Annotated in this window: 9 protein-coding genes; all 9 read right to left on the bottom strand. The window is 42.5% G+C overall.

The genetic code is table 11. The features are described 5' to 3' along the window. Positions 1 to 97: 97 nt before the first annotated feature. The 9 genes from BWI44_RS04115 to BWI44_RS04075 all read right to left on the bottom strand — a co-directional run bounded on the left by BWI44_RS04115 (position 98) and on the right by BWI44_RS04075 (position 19,141). Complete coding sequence (locus BWI44_RS04115; RefSeq protein WP_138292687.1) at positions 98 to 1,873, bottom strand: RagB/SusD family nutrient uptake outer membrane protein; 1,776 nt, start codon at positions 1,871 to 1,873, stop codon at positions 98 to 100. A 21-nt stretch (positions 1,874 to 1,894) separates the two neighbouring features. After that, positions 1,895 to 5,113: a SusC/RagA family TonB-linked outer membrane protein gene (locus tag BWI44_RS04110; RefSeq protein ID WP_195209840.1), complete on the bottom strand. Its 3,219-nt coding sequence runs from the start codon at positions 5,111 to 5,113 to the stop codon at positions 1,895 to 1,897. A 254-nt stretch (positions 5,114 to 5,367) separates the two neighbouring features. After that, positions 5,368 to 7,011 (bottom strand): DUF5123 domain-containing protein, encoded by a 1,644-nt coding sequence (locus tag BWI44_RS04105; protein WP_118295533.1) that lies wholly within the window; start codon positions 7,009 to 7,011, stop codon positions 5,368 to 5,370. A 19-nt stretch (positions 7,012 to 7,030) separates the two neighbouring features. Next, positions 7,031 to 8,935 (bottom strand): RagB/SusD family nutrient uptake outer membrane protein, encoded by a 1,905-nt coding sequence (locus BWI44_RS04100; protein ID WP_007666894.1) that lies wholly within the window; start codon positions 8,933 to 8,935, stop codon positions 7,031 to 7,033. Between the two features lie 21 nt (positions 8,936 to 8,956). Beyond that, the gene (locus BWI44_RS04095) at positions 8,957 to 12,178 is read right to left on the bottom strand and encodes a SusC/RagA family TonB-linked outer membrane protein (RefSeq protein WP_021968065.1); all 3,222 of its coding nucleotides are present in this window, start codon (positions 12,176 to 12,178) and stop codon (positions 8,957 to 8,959) included. 281 nt (positions 12,179 to 12,459) lie between these two features. Beyond that, on the bottom strand, positions 12,460 to 14,943 hold the full coding sequence (locus BWI44_RS04090) for a glycoside hydrolase family 95 protein (protein ID WP_195209842.1): 2,484 nt from the start codon (positions 14,941 to 14,943) through the stop codon (positions 12,460 to 12,462). 248 nt (positions 14,944 to 15,191) lie between these two features. Beyond that, positions 15,192 to 15,845, bottom strand: coding sequence for an HAD family hydrolase (locus BWI44_RS04085; protein ID WP_044534453.1), 654 nt, complete (start codon positions 15,843 to 15,845; stop codon positions 15,192 to 15,194). 376 nt (positions 15,846 to 16,221) lie between these two features. Further along, on the bottom strand, positions 16,222 to 17,901 hold the full coding sequence (locus tag BWI44_RS04080; RefSeq protein WP_195209843.1) for a glycoside hydrolase family 43 protein: 1,680 nt from the start codon (positions 17,899 to 17,901) through the stop codon (positions 16,222 to 16,224). A gap of 16 nt (positions 17,902 to 17,917) precedes the next feature. Then, on the bottom strand, positions 17,918 to 19,141 hold the full coding sequence (locus BWI44_RS04075; protein WP_195209844.1) for a DUF4861 domain-containing protein: 1,224 nt from the start codon (positions 19,139 to 19,141) through the stop codon (positions 17,918 to 17,920). Positions 19,142 to 19,219: the final 78 nt, after the last annotated feature.

Genomic DNA, 19,219 nt, shown 5'->3' with positions numbered 1-19,219 from the left:
CTCTTCCTTGCAAAGAATGTCTACTTTAAAATCTCCCGATCTTACTCATAGACTCGTTTCTTTGTATGGATAATCTATGAGAATCTCATTTACTTATTTAATATCCCGGATTTTGATCGTCGGAAGTCAAATCGTCATTTGCATCAATAGCTGCTTGTGGGATAGGCCATAATGTTTTTTGACCGATGATTGATGCTGCGTTGCCCTTCAAATGGGGATTATGTAGGTTATTATATTCAATAAGTTTGCCGGTGCGGCGGAGATCCATACGGCGATAACCGTTTCCGTACATTTCACAAGCTGATTCTTTCAGAATAACATCAATATCAATACTTGTTGCGTCAGCAAGACCTGCACGTTTGCGTACAGTATTCAAGCGTTTGAGGGCTGTTCCATCATTGCCTGCCTTGAAATAAGCTTCAGCGGCAACAAAGAAGATTTCCGGCAATGTAATGACATGTAGGTCACGGAAACTTCTTCCGGCACTGTATTGTGCAGTCTTACTGTCGTCGAACTTGCGGCAAGGATGCACTGCCCAACTCTTCTTTTGTGATTCTTCAAAGTCATACTTTGTAATGATACCGTTGGGATATTCTTTGAGATCTTCCATATAGGTTGACATGGGTTCCATTTGGGCTGTCATTTCATTTTGCGGAATAATGAATGTTTCGGCACGGTTTGTCGGATCTTCGGCGCGCCATGCGGCAACTGATGCTGCGTCACATTCCCAATATGCAGGATAATATACACCAACCATTTTACCTTGTGCGGTATTTCCGTTACTATAAAAAGAGAAGTAGTCTCCCAATGGTGATCCGTTTTCTTTAAATCCTTGAGCTGGATCCCATGCCTTTTTCACTAATAATGTTTTCAGGAAAGTTGCATCATAGCGTTTATCACCTTTTTCAAAACATCTCAGTGTATGCATGAGGGGAATGCATAGTGAGGAACCATTCTTCATTCCTTCTTCGGCACCACCGTAGTAATTGGAGTAGAATGATTGCCAGCGGTTACCTGCATTTTGATCGTGGGTACTGTTATAATCGTATTCTATGTCGAAGATAAATTCGGCATCATCGTCACCTGAACTGTCGGCTGCCCATAAATCGGCAAATTCAGTAGTTAATGAGCGCCCATTGATAACCTCGTCGGCATATTTGGCAGCTTCGGTGAAGTAAGATTGGTTATTTAAATCCCATGCAGCAGAAAGATAAGTCTTTGCCAGCAATGCTTTAGCAGCTTCAATACTGGCTTCACCCCCGCCTTTTGTAGCATTGGAACTTGTCAGTCTGTTGTTGGAAATGATACTTTTCAACTCATCTATAATATAAGTATATACTTGTTCAGCTGTTGCACGCGGATAACCTTTGATAGCTGTGCTGGCATACTCTGTGACTAACGGTACACCACCATAATTATTAACCAACAGATAATAGAACAAGGCCTGTACGAAGCGACCTTCGTCAATGGCTTTTTGCTTTACAGCATCGCTGACGTTCGCTGCCGGTGCATAGTATTGGATGGAAAGGCAAGAACGGATACCATCATAACAATCGGTATAAAAAGTCTTAACCTTACCATGTTCAGGTGTAAAGTTTGACCAACGGTGAAGTGCGGCATCAATATCATTACGTCCATCTTGATAGAGGTCGGTACCGGCATTGAAATATACCGGTGCATCTGCACTGTTATATATATCAATCAGTTGGGCGTATGCATCATAAACGAGAGATTGGAACCCTGACGCTGTACTGAAATAGTCGGTATCCGTCACAGAACTCTTATTATCCGGTGTGAGAAAGTCATCGCAACCAGTCAATGTCATGGAACCAATCATGAACATTGCATATAGTAATTTTTTATAAATCTTCATAGCTCTTATAAATTTATATTGTTAGAATTTAATGTTCGCACCAATCTGGTAAGTAACAGACGCAGGTCCGCCGTTTGTCAGGTTTGCGCTGGCCCATTCAGGATCGAAACCTTCATAGTCGGTGAAACAGAAAGGATTGATTACATTTACATAGAGGCGCAGATGTTTTACGGCAATTTTGCTTAGCCATGCTTTCGGGAAAGTGTAACCTAATGTGATATTTTTCACTTTCACAAAGGATGTTTTGTGATAACGCACTGCTGCACTGCTGCTGCTGAAGTAACCGCCTCCTGTTTTTTCTGTATTGTTTGGATAAGGATATTTGCCTATGTGTGCTTCTGACAGATAGGTTACATCTCCTGTGTTTTTGTCCAGAACAGGGGTTCCTGCAGGGATGTAATAATCAAAATTCACTTTTTGACGTCCGCGATCACCATAGTTCATATATTGTTCGTGGAAATAACTGCGTGACCATTGTCCTTGTTTCGTGTAGAGCATAAAGGAGAAGTCGAATCCCTTGTAAGTCATAGTAGAGCTTAAACTACCTGTCCACTTAGGATCTGTACAGCCGAAGATTTGTTTATCTTCATCATTAATCTTGCCGTCATTATTCCAATCGTTTACAGCCATCTGACCTTCATACCATTTTAATCCTTGTCCGCCAGGACCAAAGGTATCGTATACTTCTTGAAGGGTATAATGACGGTCTCCATCTTTTGTGCGCATGGTGATACCATCGGTAGTGATGATTCCGGCACTTGTGTAATCGCGCAAAACGTTCAGACGTTCGCCGATGAACCAATTGTTGCTGACATCGTCTCCATTAGGAAGCTCGGTAATTTTACTCCAGTTACGAGCGAATGCAAGATTTACGTCCCATGTGAAATTTTTGTTACGGATAACTCCAAGATTCAATCCTAATTCGATACCGGTATTACGTACAGCACCAATGTTGGTTGTAATAGAACCTTCACCTGTTTCCAAAGGAACAGTGGCCTTCATGATTTGTCCGTCGGATAAACGGCGATAAGTATCTGCAGTTAAGTTAATGCGATTTTGAAGAACAGAGAAGTCAACACCGAAATTGAATTCTTTAATCTTTTCCCAAATCAGGTTTCTGTCAATTAACCCGTTGGCATAATAGCCTTGATATTCCTGTCCGCCAATAACGGAATAATTAGGACCTGAAGCAGAAGATGCAGTAGCATAGTCACCCACATTGTTGTTACCCGTGATACCGTAAGATACACGCAGTTTCAAGTTGTCCAGCCATTCTACGTCTTTCAGGAAATCTTCTTCCGAAGCGCGCCATGCTACAGCAGCAGAGGGGAACCATCCCCAACGATTGTCTTTGGCAAAGCGTGAAGAACCATCAGTACGCATGGTAACGGTAGCCATGTAGCGTTCTTTGTAGGCATAGTTTAAACGGGCAGCTACAGACACCAAAGAGGATTCTGTATAAGTGGATTTAATAGTTTTCGTACCCGAACCTTTCTCCATGGAATGGTATGAGAGTTTATCATCTGAAATATCAGTTACAGTCTGAGTATAGGTTTCCCTATTGCTGGCATACATGGAGAATAATCCCATTGCATTTAATCTATGTTGTCCCCATGTTTTGCTGAAGTCAATTTGGTTGTCCCATGTCCAGTCTAAGCGTTCTGTATTAATTACAGAAGCCTGATTGTGTTTCTGGTTCTGATAATAAGCTGTTCCCAAAGGATACTTTTCGGAAACGCCGGTACCCATAAAGATACCTTGACGGCCATGATAATAATTAGGGGATAGGGTGGTTGTGAATTTCAAACCATCCATAATGTTAAAACGCATATAAACGTTACCGAAGACGTGGAATTTACGAGTTTCATTCTCGTAAGCGTCAAGTTCGAAGTCTACCAACGGAGAAGGTGTAGAAGTTAAGGACATATTGCCTACTTTTGCCGGGATAGCCAGCAAATTACCGTCTTCATCCCACGGTGAAACCACCGGAGCAAACCAGAATGCGTTGTTGTAAGGAGAATAAGCATTCGAAGTATCGGTAATCCAGTCGTTCTGCACATCGTGCACTAAGTTGACAGCTATACCTGCTTCTACAACCTTTGACAGTTTGCTGTCGAATGATCCTTTGATATTGATACGATTATAATCATTCTTTTTAAATACATTTTCTTCACCTTGATAACCGATACCTAAACGATAATTTGTTTTTTCAGTTGCACCGCTTGCACTGATAAAGTGGTTTTGTTGAGATGCCGTTCGCAGTACCATGTCCGCCCAATCATAGCCTTCATTGTTCAGCCAGCTATTATATAAAGGAGAACCTTTCCATTCAGTACCATTTTGAAATACGGATTGCAGGTCGCTATCAGTAATCTTGTATGCACCACGTCCTGTTTCGTCGGAACTTCCCGTTGTGTAGCGTGCAAAACGATAGTTCATCCATTCAGTTGCATCCATGAAATCCGGCATGCGTGCTACTTTACGGATGCCGTAGTAGCCGTCATAAGTAATTTCCACTGGTTGGGCCTTATTTTGTCCTGCTCCGGTTCCTTTTGTAGAAATAATAACTACTCCTTCTGAGGCGCGTGAACCATAAATTGCTGTAGAAGAAGCATCTTTCAGAACGTCAATACGTTCAATGTCTTCGGGATTCAGGAAGTCAATAGAAGATACGACCATGCCATCTACTACATAAAGCGGACCGCTTGTATTATTGATGGAGGCTTGACCACGGATTTGAATATTGAAACTACCGTTAGCACGGCTGTTTGACTGAGTAATGTTGACACCTGGTACTGAGCCTTGCAATGCATCTTCTATACGGAGAGCACCGCGTGCAGCCAATTTATCAGCAGATACTGAAGATAAAGAACCTGTCACGTCATTTTTCTTCATAGAACCGTAACCTACAACAACCACCTCGTCGAGTGCCTGTGCATCATCTTTTAAAGTTACTTTAATGTTGTTTTGGTTACCTACCGTAATGACTTGTGTAATATAACCGATAAAAGAAATTTGGAGTTTTGCATTGGGCTGCACCATCAGGCGGAAATTACCGTCAATGTCAGTTATTACTCCGTTGGTAGTACCAACTTCCAATACATTTGCGCCTATCACGGGTTCGCCTGTACTATCTATAATAGTACCTGTAACTTGGCGACCTTGTGCAAGAGCGACTAAACACAACATACTCAATGATAGAGTAGCTAATGCCCTTTTGGCAAGTCTTTTTAAATCCATAATGATGTTTTTTATAGTTATTAAAAAATGAGGTCAACAATGTGCCTTATCTTTCCGTTATCGAACACAAAAGTATAGGTTAACAAAATTAAGCATGGGTAAAAATTTGTTGTTTTATGGGAAATATTGTGTTTTTTGTAGATTTGAAGGCTATAAATAGGGGAAAAGATGATAAAAGAGGCTATCTCAAATTTTATTTTGGGATAGCCTCTTTATTTAAATTTAATTCTGATATTCTGTTTGCGAAGGTATTATTATTTCATGTACCATTTTGGGTCACCACAGTTTGTTTTACCTGCAAAACTTCCATCGATAATGGTAAAGTCATATTGACTGGGATCTTTGAAAAGGTCAGTCTCACCACCGTCATAAGTAATCAAGTCGTTTATTTTGTTACCTGTGATTTTCATGTCATTCGTAATATAACTATTGGTAACTTCTACAGGTTTATCATTAGCACGAATTCCCTTGCCTTCAGCCAGTGTACTACCAAAGATACAATTGGTGATTGTTACTCCCTGTGACGGACCGTTACCATTTTTGTCACAATCCAATAGATAGTCACCGCTACCTAAAAGTTTACTGAATGTACAATCAGACAATATTAAGGACGTAAAGTCTGTGTTTCTACTGTACACTAAACATTTTCCGCTATAGACAATGGTTGTTTTACTGAATTCGATATTTTCAATCTTTCCTTTGCCTTTACTTGCATCTACATGTATAAGACTGTAAGTTCTTGCATCTGCTCCATATACTATACAGTTTTCAAATTTTACGAGATTGATAATTTTCTCATCAGACCCCTGCAATCTTACTGGAGTGTTTTTGAAGCCATGGATGAAACTATTGCTGAATTCAATAGCCCCAACAGTAGCAGCTTTTGACTGGTTGAAGAGATAATCATTGGTTGTATTATTACCGTCTGCTTTTTTACCGGAACCTGTAATTTCTACATTCTCAAATTTGATGAAGCTGTGAGTTCCTGCAATATCAATACCCTTGACACCAATGATGGCTTGTGTTTCTCCTGGTAAACCGAAGAATGTTACAGACATGCCGTCAGGGATATTTATATTGTTTTCGTTGTAATAAGAACTTCCGGCAGGCAATGCAATGTTTACAGTCTGGTAGCCTGCTTCAGCCATTGTAGTGAACAGGTCATTGTTCAGGGAATCACCTGCTTGCAAGAAAGCTGTATGGTCAGCATCAGGTACTTTGGCTGTTGTTGTAAAATCTATGACACCGCGTTTTGATTCCTTATTATAAAGAATTGCAGTATAAGATGTAAGAGGGGTCAGACCATCTATAACAATGGTGCCATCTTCCAGATTAGCAGAAGTCAAAGTAATACTCTTTACTACAGTTCCGTTAGTGTCTATAATTTCGATGTGGTCAGCAGTGGAATTTGCAGGCCAGTATAGCGTTATCTTGTCATGGCTAACTGAGAATTTCTCAAAGATTTGCTCGGTACGAGTCTTGAATGAGAAATCGCTCATATATCCCCATTTAGATTCCGGAGTATTGGAAGAAAATGCCTTCATACGAATAAAATACTTGCTGTCACTGTATAAACCTTCCAAAGTGTAGGGAGATTTAGTGATAGATTTGTCTTCGCCGTATATAATTGATCCTTTGCCACTTCCCATAGCTACATCATCGTATAAACTATCCAAACTGATTTCAATAATATAATATTCAGTTCCTGGAGTGGTAGACCATGTGAGTTCAGCATCTGTAGCATTAGCTGATACACTCATTTTGGGTACACTGAACAGTCTGTTATAAGATGAATCAGTAGTCCAGTCGTTTGCATCGTCACAAGATATAGTGGCGAATGCTGTCAGGAGCATAAGTGCTCCTGATAAGGCTATATATTTTAGTTTATTTGCTTTCATAACCGTTGTTTTTATGATGTTAGAATCCATAAGAGTTCTGTAACGTTCCATTAGAGTCGGATATTGTAGTGGCTCCGATCGGGAATACGTGTCTGTTGATAACCGGAGTGTTCAAACCTGCACTGATGTATGGCAGATTATCCACAACATTGCTACCGGTTTCTTCGTTCTCAGAGCCCCAGAAGTTTACGCTTTTATAGTCAGTAGTGACTTGTGGCTCTTCGTACCAGCAGATACTTTCGGGATCAATTTCTCCCGGTTTGTCAGCTTTCATTTTATAGTATAACTTTTTAGGGGCTACCTTGATGAGTTCTTTATAAGCAGCTTTAGCCTCTTCTATTTTTTGTGAGAGTAATCCCCAACGTATCAAGTCCCATTTACGGATAGCTTCACCTGCAAATTCCCAGGCACGTTCGTCAACGAGTGCATTGAAAAATTCATCACCACTACTTAAACTATTGACATAGCTGATTGCTTCAGCTTTGTGTGTTTCGGCAAATGCGCGGCTGCGTACTTCTTCAAAAGCTTTTCTTGCGCTTAAGCCACATGTAGGTCCAACAGCATCAGCACCTTGAAGCTCATTCAGTGCTTCTGCATATAGTAATAATACGTCAGAATATCTCATGATAACATTGTTGATACCTGTAGCTACTTTGTCAGCGGATGCTCTTGCTGCATTCAGCCATTTGTCTGTCATCTTGCGGGGATCCCATTTTGCTAAGTATATACCAAATGGAGAATTTCCCTGCATTGTTTCAATAGTATTGCCATTATCTCCTTCTCTGATATCGAAATTGGCAAAAGTTAAATCACGGCGTTGGTCATTTTTATTAAAGCTCCAGAAGAAGGGAGCTGTAACTTTTACTTTACCACTTGAGTTACCTTTTGCTCCGTAGTAAGTTGTTTTTCCGTTGATGCGGACACCGATGGTATATCCCATTTCTCCGGAGAAACTTACGCCATGTGCTACTTCATATAAATTCTCCTGATAAGTCTGATCTAAAGTTAGCTGGTTCAGTAGATACCATTCGTTTTCATAAGAAGGGTTAAGCTTGTGATAACCGCTGGCAATAATGGCATCTAAGTGTTTCACAGCAAGAGTATAGAGCTCTCTACGTTTTTCTGTGCCCGGACGTTGTGTTGGATAAGTTGCATCGCAATCAGGCATATTTTCATAACCGGATTTAGAACTTTCGCGGATAGAATATCCGGCGTATGTCATGGCAATGCGGGCTAACAAGCCATGGGCAAATCCTTTAGTCATTTTCTCTGTAGTATAGCCGGAAGTTCCTGCCCAAGGCAGATATCCGATTGCTTCTTCCAGATCCGTAATTAGGCGTTCCATGATAACATCACGGTCTGTTTTGCCTAAATAGATGTTAGAGCCGTCGGTATTGGTGGTTTCAAACTTCATAGGTACATCTCCGTAAGTACGGATTAAATCCAGATAAAGCATGGCACGCAATGTCAGTGCTTCTCCTTTGAACATCAACATCTTGCTTCTGGAAGCATTGCCTTCGGCAATCAGTGCACTACCTTCAATACCTTCAACTACAATGTTGGCATTTTCAATAGCTTCGTACATACCTTTCCAGTTATTATTGAGTTTTGACCAACTCAACTGCGGATTGTAGTTGCATGTACCTCGTTCATTATTAGAATTAGAGTTGGTTGCACCCAATCCGTCTACCAATTCGATATCTGAGTTCATTCCGAAATGGATAGGTACTGACTGTACATAGGTTTCATCTTTGGTGAGACCGGCATATACCTTATTTAAGGCTTGTTGGGTGTAGGTGGTTGAATTGAATACAGCATCTCCGGTCATTTCAGAAGGAGAGGTTTGATCTAGGAAGTCGGAACAAGAAGTGAGAATTATCGCACCTATTCCTACTATTGCAAATGATTTAAATATTTTTTTCATAATTCTTCTCTGTCTTTAAAATTAGAATGTAACATTGATACCTCCTACGAATGAACGGCTCTTAGGATATGCAGCATAATCGATACCCGGGGTCATAGGGGTGCTTGTACAACAATCTACTTCAGGATCGGTGCCTGAGTACTTGGTAAAGCAATGTAGATTGTATCCTGTAACATAAATACGGATATTTTGTATATTCAGTTTGCTTACAAACAGTTTAGGTAATGTATAACCGATTGTAATGTTATTGACGCGCAGGAAAGAACCATCTTCTACAGCCCAGTCAACGAGTGGCATAACCGTAGCGGCAGCAGGATTCCAAATGCTTGATCCTGTATTTACTTCGTTCAGACGGTTGATAGTCCATGCTTCACCATTTGCTTTGATAGAAGCGCTGCTCAGCAAGTTGGTACCTGTTGAAGGATCAATCCAGGAATAGCGATTGGCTGAAGTAAAATGATCATTGATATTCCAGTTCTTGGATGAACCACTATAAAAACTTGATCCCAGTTTGGTTGCATTCACAATCTTGTTTCCGAGTGAGTAGTTAAAGAAAGCTGTAAAGTCAAAACCTTTCCAACGGGCATTCAGACCAAAACCTCCGGATACGGTAGGTACGGTATTTCCTAAACGTTCTTTCTTATATTCACCATCCTCATTCGCTTTCAGCTTAATGGAACCGGGATATACTTTGCCACCAATAAGAGAGCTACAGTCGTTAACTCCTGCTTTCAGGGCGTAGGTTCCTTTTTCTGCGTCGAAGGTAAAATCATCAGCGGTATAGAAGCCATCTGTCTTGTAACCGTATACTTCGCCTAAACGTCCGCCTTCTTCCACTAAGAAGTCCTCGATACCTGCTGCGGCTGTTCCTGCCCAGCTACTGCTTTGCCAGAATGAACTGCCATTTAATTTGTCAATCTTGCCGCGGTTGTATGAGATGTTGAAATTGAAATTCAAGCCGAAATCTTTGGCATCCACTAATACAGCATCCAATTGGAGTTCTACACCTTTGTTAGATGTCTGACCCATGTTCTTGTATTGGTAAGAATAACCGGAACTGGAAGCAATAGTCGTTTTCATCAACAAGTCTTTCGTTGTATTCCAATATACATCAATAGCACCGGACAGGCGATTATTGAAGAAGCCAAAGTCAATACCGGCATTGCGTGAGACGGTTGTTTCCCACTTTAATCCGGGATTGGAGAGTACATTACCGTGTTTCAATACGACTGCTGTTGTTTCATCAAAATAGATACCTTTTTCAGAAGTTCCGGCAACCGAATAAGTGGTGTACATAGAACCACTTGGGATACGATTGTTACCTGCTGTACCATAACTTACGCGAACCTTCAGATTGGATAACCATTCTTTGGCATTATTCATGAAAGCCTCATCGTAGATGCGCCATGCGATAGCTCCTGAGGGGAAATAGCCCCATTGGCTGCCTTTGGCAAATTTACTGGAACCATCGGCACGCATTGTGAATGTGAACAAATATTTATCCATCAGTGTGTAGTTGGCACGTCCGAAGAATGAAAGCAAGTTATCTTTAATGCCAATATAAGTGCTGGTAGGGAGCGCTGTTCCGTTACCGAGAGCAGCAAGAATTTCTTTAGTTGTTGCATCTTTACTGAAATCTACGGAGGTTACATATTTTTTTGTATCCTGAGAAGTAGAGACTTCATGTCCGATCATGACATTGAGCCGGTCACGTCCATTAAATAACTTCTTGTTTTCGTATGTCAATGTATTGGCATTTCTCCAGTTTTTATTGTCTGAATTTGTCAGATATGCTTGTGGAAGACCACCATGACCGAATTTGGAGTTTGCTGTCGCTTTATATCCCCATACTTGGTCTGTATCATCAAATTTCCAGCCATATCCGAATTCACTTCTGAACTTTAATCCTTTCAACGGTTCCCAGTTTATACCTACGTTGTAGTCCTGACGGAATCTTCTTTGCTGTTTATAGGTTGCATCTACGCGCTCCAATGGGGTGTAACGCGCATTCGTACTGTTTTCATCATCCTCGGAATCTTCATTTAATGCCTTTACCGGTGCATGAGTGATGGCACGGGCTACTAATGAGTATGCTTTGCTGCTTTCATTATCGGCACCTCCGCTCAGACCGTCTATTTTCTGTTGTATCAGACGGGCATTGAAATCAAGGCTTAACCATTTGTTGATTTCCGTATTGATTTTAGCATTGATGTTGTTTTTGGAGTATCCGGAGCCTCTCATGATACTCTTTTCATCATTACGTGCGTAGCTGATGTTGAATTTGGTAGATTTAGTACCACCGCTTACGCTGATGTTGTATTGCTGTTGATTACCTGTACGACCAAATAATTGATCTTGCCAGTTTGAACCTTCTTTGGATTTGTAAATTTCCAGATCTTTATATGCGCCGTAAGATGTACCGGACTGATCCAATTCGTATTGATAAAGGCTGAATTCATACGGGTCCAATACACCTACTTGTTTGATTACGTTGCGGAAGCCATAAGATGCACCGAAGTTAACTTGTGTTTTTCCTTCTGCACCGGATTTAGTAGTTATAATAATAACACCGTTGGCACCACGTGCACCGTAGATTGCTGTGGAAGAAGCATCTTTTAGTACGTCTACAGATTGGATATCTGTGGGAGCAATATCACTGATACTGGACACCGGAAAACCATCTACGATATAAAGAGGCGAGTTATCTTGTGAAAGAGAACCACCACCGCGTACACGGATTTTGATATCTGCATCAGGTGAACCTTCAGTTGTTGTAATCTGAACACCGGCCATCTTACCTTGTAATGCTTCTGATGCGCTTGATACAGGTATAGATTCCAATTGTTTGGCACTGACAGAGGCGACCGATCCGGTCAAGTCTTTCTTTTGTACTGTACCATAGCCGATAACCACAACCTCTTCCAAAGCTTGTGCATCATCTTCCATAACAATGTCAACTTTAGTTTTACCTTTTAAGGCTATTTCCTGAGATTTCATTCCCACATAAGAAAATACTAATGTGGCATTGGCGGGAACATTAAGGGAAAAATTACCATCAATATCGGTAATAGTACCATTACCGGCATTTCCTTTCTCTACTACGGAAGCACCGATAACGGTTTCTCCCGTCTTGTCTGTCACAGTACCTGTTACGGCTACATTTTGCGCTGATACGCTAAGCGATATCACGGCTACTAAAAAGAATAGTAACGCGGCGCGCATGTTTTTCATCTTGTTAGACATTCTTTGCATGTTATTAATTTAGTATGATTTTTTTTCGTTAGTGTGTTCGTGCACACTGTTAATTCTTTGCTGCAAATGTATAGGGATGTAAAAAGATAAATGTGTAATATCTGTTTTTAGGGTGGTAATTTTTGTTTTTCACTATATATATTATTTCTGTGGCCTATCAATATGATGTTATATAACAGAAAAGAGGGGAATTTATTGTTCCCCTCTTGACACTTTAACATATGAACGGCTCACTTAAGTCGTTGTCTCCATGTTTTTGATAACTATTTATTTTATTGCTCTTTTGATGTCAGAATGTACTCTTTGCCTGCACTTGTTTCAATGTCATAGACATAAGTCTGTGCATATTCCGGTATGCAATTTGGAGCATTAGCGGCAATTAATGGCTTGCGGATGCCCTGTGGTTGCAAAAGCGGGTTGTCGGACACTTTTTGCGTAGTTGGGCTCAATTTTTCCCCATTCAAATACAAGGGAGTCTGGGTGCGGATACGGAGTGTACCACCAATATTGGAGGCTATAACGGCGGTTTGTAACTTACCGTTTTCCCACTTCATTTCATTCACAGTAAATCCACCACGGCAACGGATACCTTTCAGAGTTCCTTCTTTCCATACGTCGGGCAAAGCAGGAAGAAGATGGATGGCACCGTCATGGCTCTGGACTAACATTTCGGTAATACCGGCAGCACAGCCAAAGTTACCATCAATTTGGAAAGGCGGGTGGGCATCGAACAGGTTTGGATAGGTGCCTCCATTTTGCCCCTTTTCGTCAGTGGTGGGGTGAAGTTGGTCTGTAATCAGTTTATAAGCATGGTTACCATCCAGCAGACGAGCCCATAAGCAAACTTTCCATCCCATCGACCAGCCCGTAGAATGGTCACCACGTCCAATCAAAGACTTCTTGGCAGCTTCAAACAGGACAGGGGAATGGTAGGCGCTGATCTGGCGTCCTGGATACAGTCCCCAGAGGTGAGAAATATGACGGTGACGATCTTTGGGGTTATCCCAGTCGTGCATCCACTCCTGTAACTGCCCCCAACGGCCTACTTGCATCGGTGCTAAATTATTGACAACAGTCTGCAGGCTGTCGGTGAAAGCGGTTGTTTCGTTCATTAGTTTGGCTGCGGAAATGGTGTTGTAGAAAAGATCGTAAACCATTTGGTTGTCCATAGTGATGCCGGCAGCAACGACAAATGTGCGTTGTCCATTTACTGCAGGACTATTTTCAGGAGAATAGGAGGGAGCAACTACTAACCAATTGTTCTCCGGTTCGCGTACCAAAAAGTCGAGATAGAACTCACAGGCACCACGCATCAAAGGATATGCTTCAGAGAGGTAGTTCTTATCACCGGAGAATAGATACCGATCCCAAAGATGCTGGCAGAACCAGGCATTGCAGGTAGGCCATACACCATAACTGGATCCATCGACAGCACCTGTACTACGCCAAATGTCTGTGTTGTGATGTAATGTCCAGCCGCGACAGCCGTACATGGCTGCGCTTTCACGTCCTTGTATGGCTACTTCTTTCACTAATTGCAGGAAAGGTTCGTGCATTTCGGGCAGAGAAGTGCTTTCGGCTGGCCAATAGTTCATTTCAACGTTGATGTCAGTGGTATATTTGCCATCCCAAGGAGCACGCAGTTGGTAGTTCCAGATACCTTGCAGATTGGCAGCCTGCCCACCCGGTTGAGAACTGCATATTAAGAGGTAACGTCCGAATTGGAAGTACAAGGCAGCCATCTGTGGATCGAAACTACTACTGAACTCTTTTACACGTACATCCGTCGGCTTATTGATCTGAGCATTACTTCCCAAATTCAGAGATACACGGTTGAAGTATTTCTGATATGCATTGATATGTGAAGCCTTACTCTTTGGGTAGTTCTTATTAACCTGTTTCAGATACTGTTGTGCGCTATTGAGGGCATCACCCGAAACGTCTTTATAATTCACGAAGTTGGTTCCGATGGAAACATACAGTATAACACTGTTTGCGTCTTTTACCTGTAGAGTGCTGTCTGATAGTATTTCCAACTTTCCACCATTATTTTCTATACGGGTAAGTGCGGTAAATTCTACTTTTCCTTCAATACCTTCATGGTCGTTGGCTTTTCCATTCAATTGCAATTCCTTGCGGGGGGAGATGCAACGTATCACGCTACTTTTATAAGGAGTACTATATTTGGCTGTGAATGAGATGCTTTTCTTTTGTGAAGCCGTCAGCCGGATCACTAATACCTGATCGGGGAAGGAGGTGTAGGCTTCTCGAGTATAAGTCACACCATTGGCTGTGAAGCGAGTAGTAGCAATTGCCTTTTCTATATCCAGATCGCGGTAATAGTCATTGTATTCATTGATACCGTCGAAGTCCAGATGCAGTGATCCTACGGTCTGATAAGGCATTCCATTGGCTGATTGCGAGCAAATGGTAGGACCGCAAAGCTCCTGTGCTTCTTTGTTCTTACCTTCGAAGATGAGCTGGCGGATACGAGGCAGGGCATCTTTGGCTTTGGGGTTGGTATTGTTGTGGGGAGAACCGCCCCATACGGTTTCTTCGTTCAACTGGAACTGTTCGTGTACCGGGTCGCCGAAAACCATGGTGCCTATACGTCCGTTACCTAATGGCAGAGCTTCCACCCATTGCGTGGCGGGTTTGTCGTACCATAATTTGAGGGTTTGATCTTCCTGTTGTGCTTGTAAATTAGTTCCGGCACAAACAACTGTGAAGCATGCTAATAACCATTTCTTTATCATTGTTTTTCATTTTTGGTATTTCGATTGCAATGTTAGACAGTTTAAGGCATTCTGAGGGGTAATAATTGGCTAAAAAGGAGTAAAAATGACGCAATACCAATTAGGAAGGAATAAAAGAGTGATAAGGTGGTAAGGTGATAAAGTAGCTGCGCTATATATCAAAGAGTCTTATCCCGCTATCACCTTATCACCCTACCACTCTATCACACTTTATTCATACCCCATAAGAAACGAATATAGCTCCCCTCTTATCTAAAAACTATTTCCAAAACCTCTTCAGCCTTATCTATAATATAATTCGGGTGGAAAGTTTCCAGTTCGGCACGCGGGCGGAATCCCCAGGTTACACCGCAGGAAGTCACTCCCGCATGAATGGCAGTCTGCATATCCACACCGGAATCTCCTACGTAGAGAACATCTTTTTTGGAAATCTGTGCTATCTTCAGGATATCATATACCACAGTAGGGTCAGGTTTCACATTGACACCTTCACGTTGGCCGAATACAGCGGTAAAGCGGATATTTGGGAAATAGTGGGCAATAAGTTTTTCGGTAGCCGCTTGGTACTTGTTTGAAGCAACGGCCACTTGCAAACCTTTGGCTTGCAGTTCGTCCAAAAGTTCCGTAATGCCGGGGTAAGGACGACTCTTGTCGGCATTATGCTGGTCGTAATAAGGGACAAATTCTTTTCGTACACGCAAAACATTCTCTTCCGTTTTCTCACCTTCGGGCAAAGCGCGTTCAAACAGCTTATTGATGCCGTTGCCAACCATAAAGTTGTACTCTTCTTCTTTGTGGGTGGGGTATCCTAATGCTGTTAATGCATGGTTTGTACTTTGTGCCAAATCGGCGATGGTGTTTAGTAGGGTTCCGTCTAAATCGAATATTACTAATTTCTTCATACTTCTTTTTCTTTAATGAACACAAAGATACGACATTTCGTTCAAACAACCTGTTGATACAGATCAAAAGACGGTAACCCTGCAGGGGAACTTAGGTTACCTTACAGTATAACTTTGTTAACCCCACACGGTAACTCCATTTACATATTGAGGTAAAGGTCGTTACATCCCGGGGTAAAGGTCGTTACATCCCGGAGTAAAAGCCGTTACATTATGTGGTAAATAGAATGTAAATGCAAGTCTCTGATAATTAGTTGTATAAGTATTGTGGTACAGATTGCTGTGAATGTAAAACAGAGTGGAAATGAAAATTCCTCCTTACTGAAAACAGAGTTTCAATAAGGAGGAATAGATTGATTAGCTAAAGAGCCGATTATTATTTCTTTGTGATACGGAACCAGTCTACATCCGACCAGCCGCCATCATTGGTCGTAATTGCCGGACGTGTACAGAATGTACCTACCTTAACACCGATCCATTTGCCTTCTCTTGCCTGGAACGGTTTGCCAAGTGGCTGGTATTTTTTACCGTCGAGGCTGTAACTGAAGTCGCACATTACCAACAGGTCGTGTCCACCTTCGCTCTTGGAAATCTTTTTGCCGTCGCTGGTGAATTTTACTTTCAGGTAAATTGTGTTATCAGTCAGGTCTACTGTACCGTTTACTTCTTCCGGTGTACCCTTGTCAGCCTTCAGGCAGGATACTTGCGAGAGTACCAGACCTTTATCCGTATTCTCAAGGATCAATCCGGCGTAATCCATACCCATTACTACCAGTCCGGTACGTTCACCTTTATATTTCTCTACCGGTTTGAAGGTCAGCTTCATAGTAGCGGTGAAATTAGGTGCAGGAGCTTTTTGTAATAGCAGATTGGCTACATCAAACAGGTTCTTGTATTCCTTTACAACGGGGTAAGAATAAAGACGGACCATGCTTTGATCACCGGCATAATATGCCCATTTCTCATTGACATTGGCATGCCATTGCCACTGTGGTGATAAAGTGTATCCATCAAATTCGTCACTTTCCTGCGGAGTACAGATAGGATATGTCTTACCTACATTCGGCTTCTTGTAAGTCATTACAGGTTCACCACAACCGTCACCGTCTTTATCAATGCCGATTACAGGCCAGTCATTTACCCATTTCATCGGTTGCAGATGTACCAAGCGGCCATAAGCACCTACATCCTGGAAGTGCAGGAACCAGTCTTCTCCGGTCGGAGTATCTACCCATGCACCCTGGTGAGGACCGTTGACAGGGCTATCACCTTGTGCCAGCACTGTTTTCCATTCGTACGGGCCGTATACGTTTTTGGAACGCAGTACTACCTGCCAGCCTGTGGGTACACCGCCTGCCGGATGGAAGATATAATAATATCCGTTACGTTTGTAGAACTTTGGACCTTCGCAAGTCTGGTGTGCTTCATGACCGTCGAATACAATGCGCGACGGGGTAATGGCTTTAGTTGCTTCGGCATTCAGTTCGCAGATGGTGATCACGCTTTTCAATTCGGCGCGGCTACCTGCATAAGCGTGTACCATGTATACTTTACCGTCCTCGTCCCAGAATGGGCAAGTGTCGATGATACCTTTTCCCGGCTTTACCAGCACAGGCTCGGTCCACGGACCTTTCGGGTCTTTGGCTTTCACCATGAAAGCACCCTGATCGGGGTCTCCCCAGAAGATGTAAAACTCCCCGTTGTGATGACGGATAGCGGGCGCCCATACGCGGTTACCGTGTTCGGGACGTTCGGGAGTTTCAATAGGTGGCAGTGCATAGGATACGGCAGCACCAATGATACTCCAGTTCACCAAATCTTTGGAGTGAAGTATCTGAAGTCCGGGCAGACAGTTGAAACTGGAAGATGTCATGTAGAAATCATCTCCTACACGGCAGGCATCCGGGTCGGAATAGTCTGCATAGAGTACCGGGTTCTTGTACTTACCGTTTCCTTGGTCGGCTACCCATACTTCGGAAACATAGTTCTTTTGCTGTGCCGCCAGTGGCAAGGCGAGCAACAGACAGAGACTCATTAAGGTCTTTCTAGCTTTCATGATACGTTTTTAGTTATTAGTTGTTTATTACCTTCACCACTGCCGGATGTTCTAGCTCGTCCTTCCACTCGCGGATGTAGGTAAACCAATCTTCGGGTGTTTTATATCCAAAGGTTTCCTTCATGGAAGTAAAAGTGATGTTGTGCGTGAAATATTTGCTGCCTTTGGCACCGATGGTGTACAGATAATTAACTTTATCTTTCACTTCATCTTTTACATATTTCTGAGGGATGTATGTGGCCAGGCCTACGGTTTCTTTGGCATACTTTACGGTGTCATTCACTGGCCAGTCAGTTCCCCAGCAACCTATCAGACCTTTGTGGTCGGAGTAAGATACGGAGCCTTTGATATCTATCACACCTGTACAGAAGACTTCGTCCTTCAATGGTTCTTCGAAGAATGTTTCTACAAATACATCGCGGTGTCCGCCGTAAAGGGTATAACGGTTCGTCATATTCAGTTCCGAACCCTGATACTGCCAGTCGGCTACTTCGATTTCGGAGATCGTGCGCACCGGACCATAGGCGATGATACGCTCAGTGAGTGTGGCAACGGGGGTGATATGGGTAGCTTTTTTGCCGTCCCAACCTTTTAGTGCACCTACACCACAACTGCCTCCTACCATGAGAACATCATCACCAAAGCCGCGTGCCAGTTGTTCGTCGGTTGGGTAGAATTGTGATTCTTTGATTTCAAAACCTTTGTTGAATTTACCATAGATGTCAACAGTCTGTTTGTGGTCGAAATACAGACGGTATGCCACCAGTTCGGATTCGAAAGCCGGACCGTGGTGGTGCATCTGGTTGTAAATGTTGCTGGTGCCCGGAATGGTTACCGACTGCACAGGTACATGTTTCCCTTTTTTGTCGCTGACCAGCATTTCTGCATATACGCGGGCCGGATAAGTCTTGTCGCTTTTGGCGGAAGACAAGGTAATGGTCAGCGTCTTTTTACCTTTGGCAGGCAGGTCGACGAGGAATGCCAGTTCATCCGGACGGCGGTCGCCGTTCAGGTCATCCAGTTGCGAAGGGATTTCTTCATTACCGTTCATGACAACAGCCGAGCGTACACGAAATTGAGGATTGATTTCACTCAGTTTGATTACTACCGGTTCGTCTGCTTTTGCCTTGTTCCAGGTGTTGCTTACTTTCACTGTAAAACTTTTTTTTGTCTCTTGTGCCTCTGTAGCTACCGAGAGAGTACACAATAATAGCAATGATGTAAAGATTTTCTTCTTCATGGTTTTTAAGTATATAACTAATTTGCTACAAAATTAGTGCAAACCTCGCGTAATTCCTTTTTATTTTGATATAAATAC

This window comes from Bacteroides sp. Phil13 (assembly GCF_001940965.1).
Lineage (GTDB): Bacteria > Bacteroidota > Bacteroidia > Bacteroidales > Bacteroidaceae > Bacteroides > Bacteroides intestinalis.
The sequence above is the reverse complement of the archived record's forward strand: the minus strand, read 5'-3'. Positions and strand labels throughout refer to the sequence as shown.

Bases quoted from the DNA above. Each gene is read 5' to 3' on its own strand.
- BWI44_RS04115 (WP_138292687.1), bottom strand. From the start codon at position 1,873: ATGAAGATTTATAAAAAATTACTATATGCAATGTTCATGATTGGTTCC.
- BWI44_RS04110 (WP_195209840.1), bottom strand. From the start codon at position 5,113: ATGGATTTAAAAAGACTTGCCAAAAGGGCATTAGCTACTCTATCATTG.
- BWI44_RS04105 (WP_118295533.1), bottom strand. From the start codon at position 7,011: ATGAAAGCAAATAAACTAAAATATATAGCCTTATCAGGAGCACTTATG.
- BWI44_RS04100 (WP_007666894.1), bottom strand. From the start codon at position 8,935: ATGAAAAAAATATTTAAATCATTTGCAATAGTAGGAATAGGTGCGATA.
- BWI44_RS04095 (WP_021968065.1), bottom strand. From the start codon at position 12,178: ATGTCTAACAAGATGAAAAACATGCGCGCCGCGTTACTATTCTTTTTA.
- BWI44_RS04090 (WP_195209842.1), bottom strand. From the start codon at position 14,943: ATGATAAAGAAATGGTTATTAGCATGCTTCACAGTTGTTTGTGCCGGA.
- BWI44_RS04085 (WP_044534453.1), bottom strand. From the start codon at position 15,845: ATGAAGAAATTAGTAATATTCGATTTAGACGGAACCCTACTAAACACC.
- BWI44_RS04080 (WP_195209843.1), bottom strand. From the start codon at position 17,901: ATGAAAGCTAGAAAGACCTTAATGAGTCTCTGTCTGTTGCTCGCCTTG.
- BWI44_RS04075 (WP_195209844.1), bottom strand. From the start codon at position 19,141: ATGAAGAAGAAAATCTTTACATCATTGCTATTATTGTGTACTCTCTCG.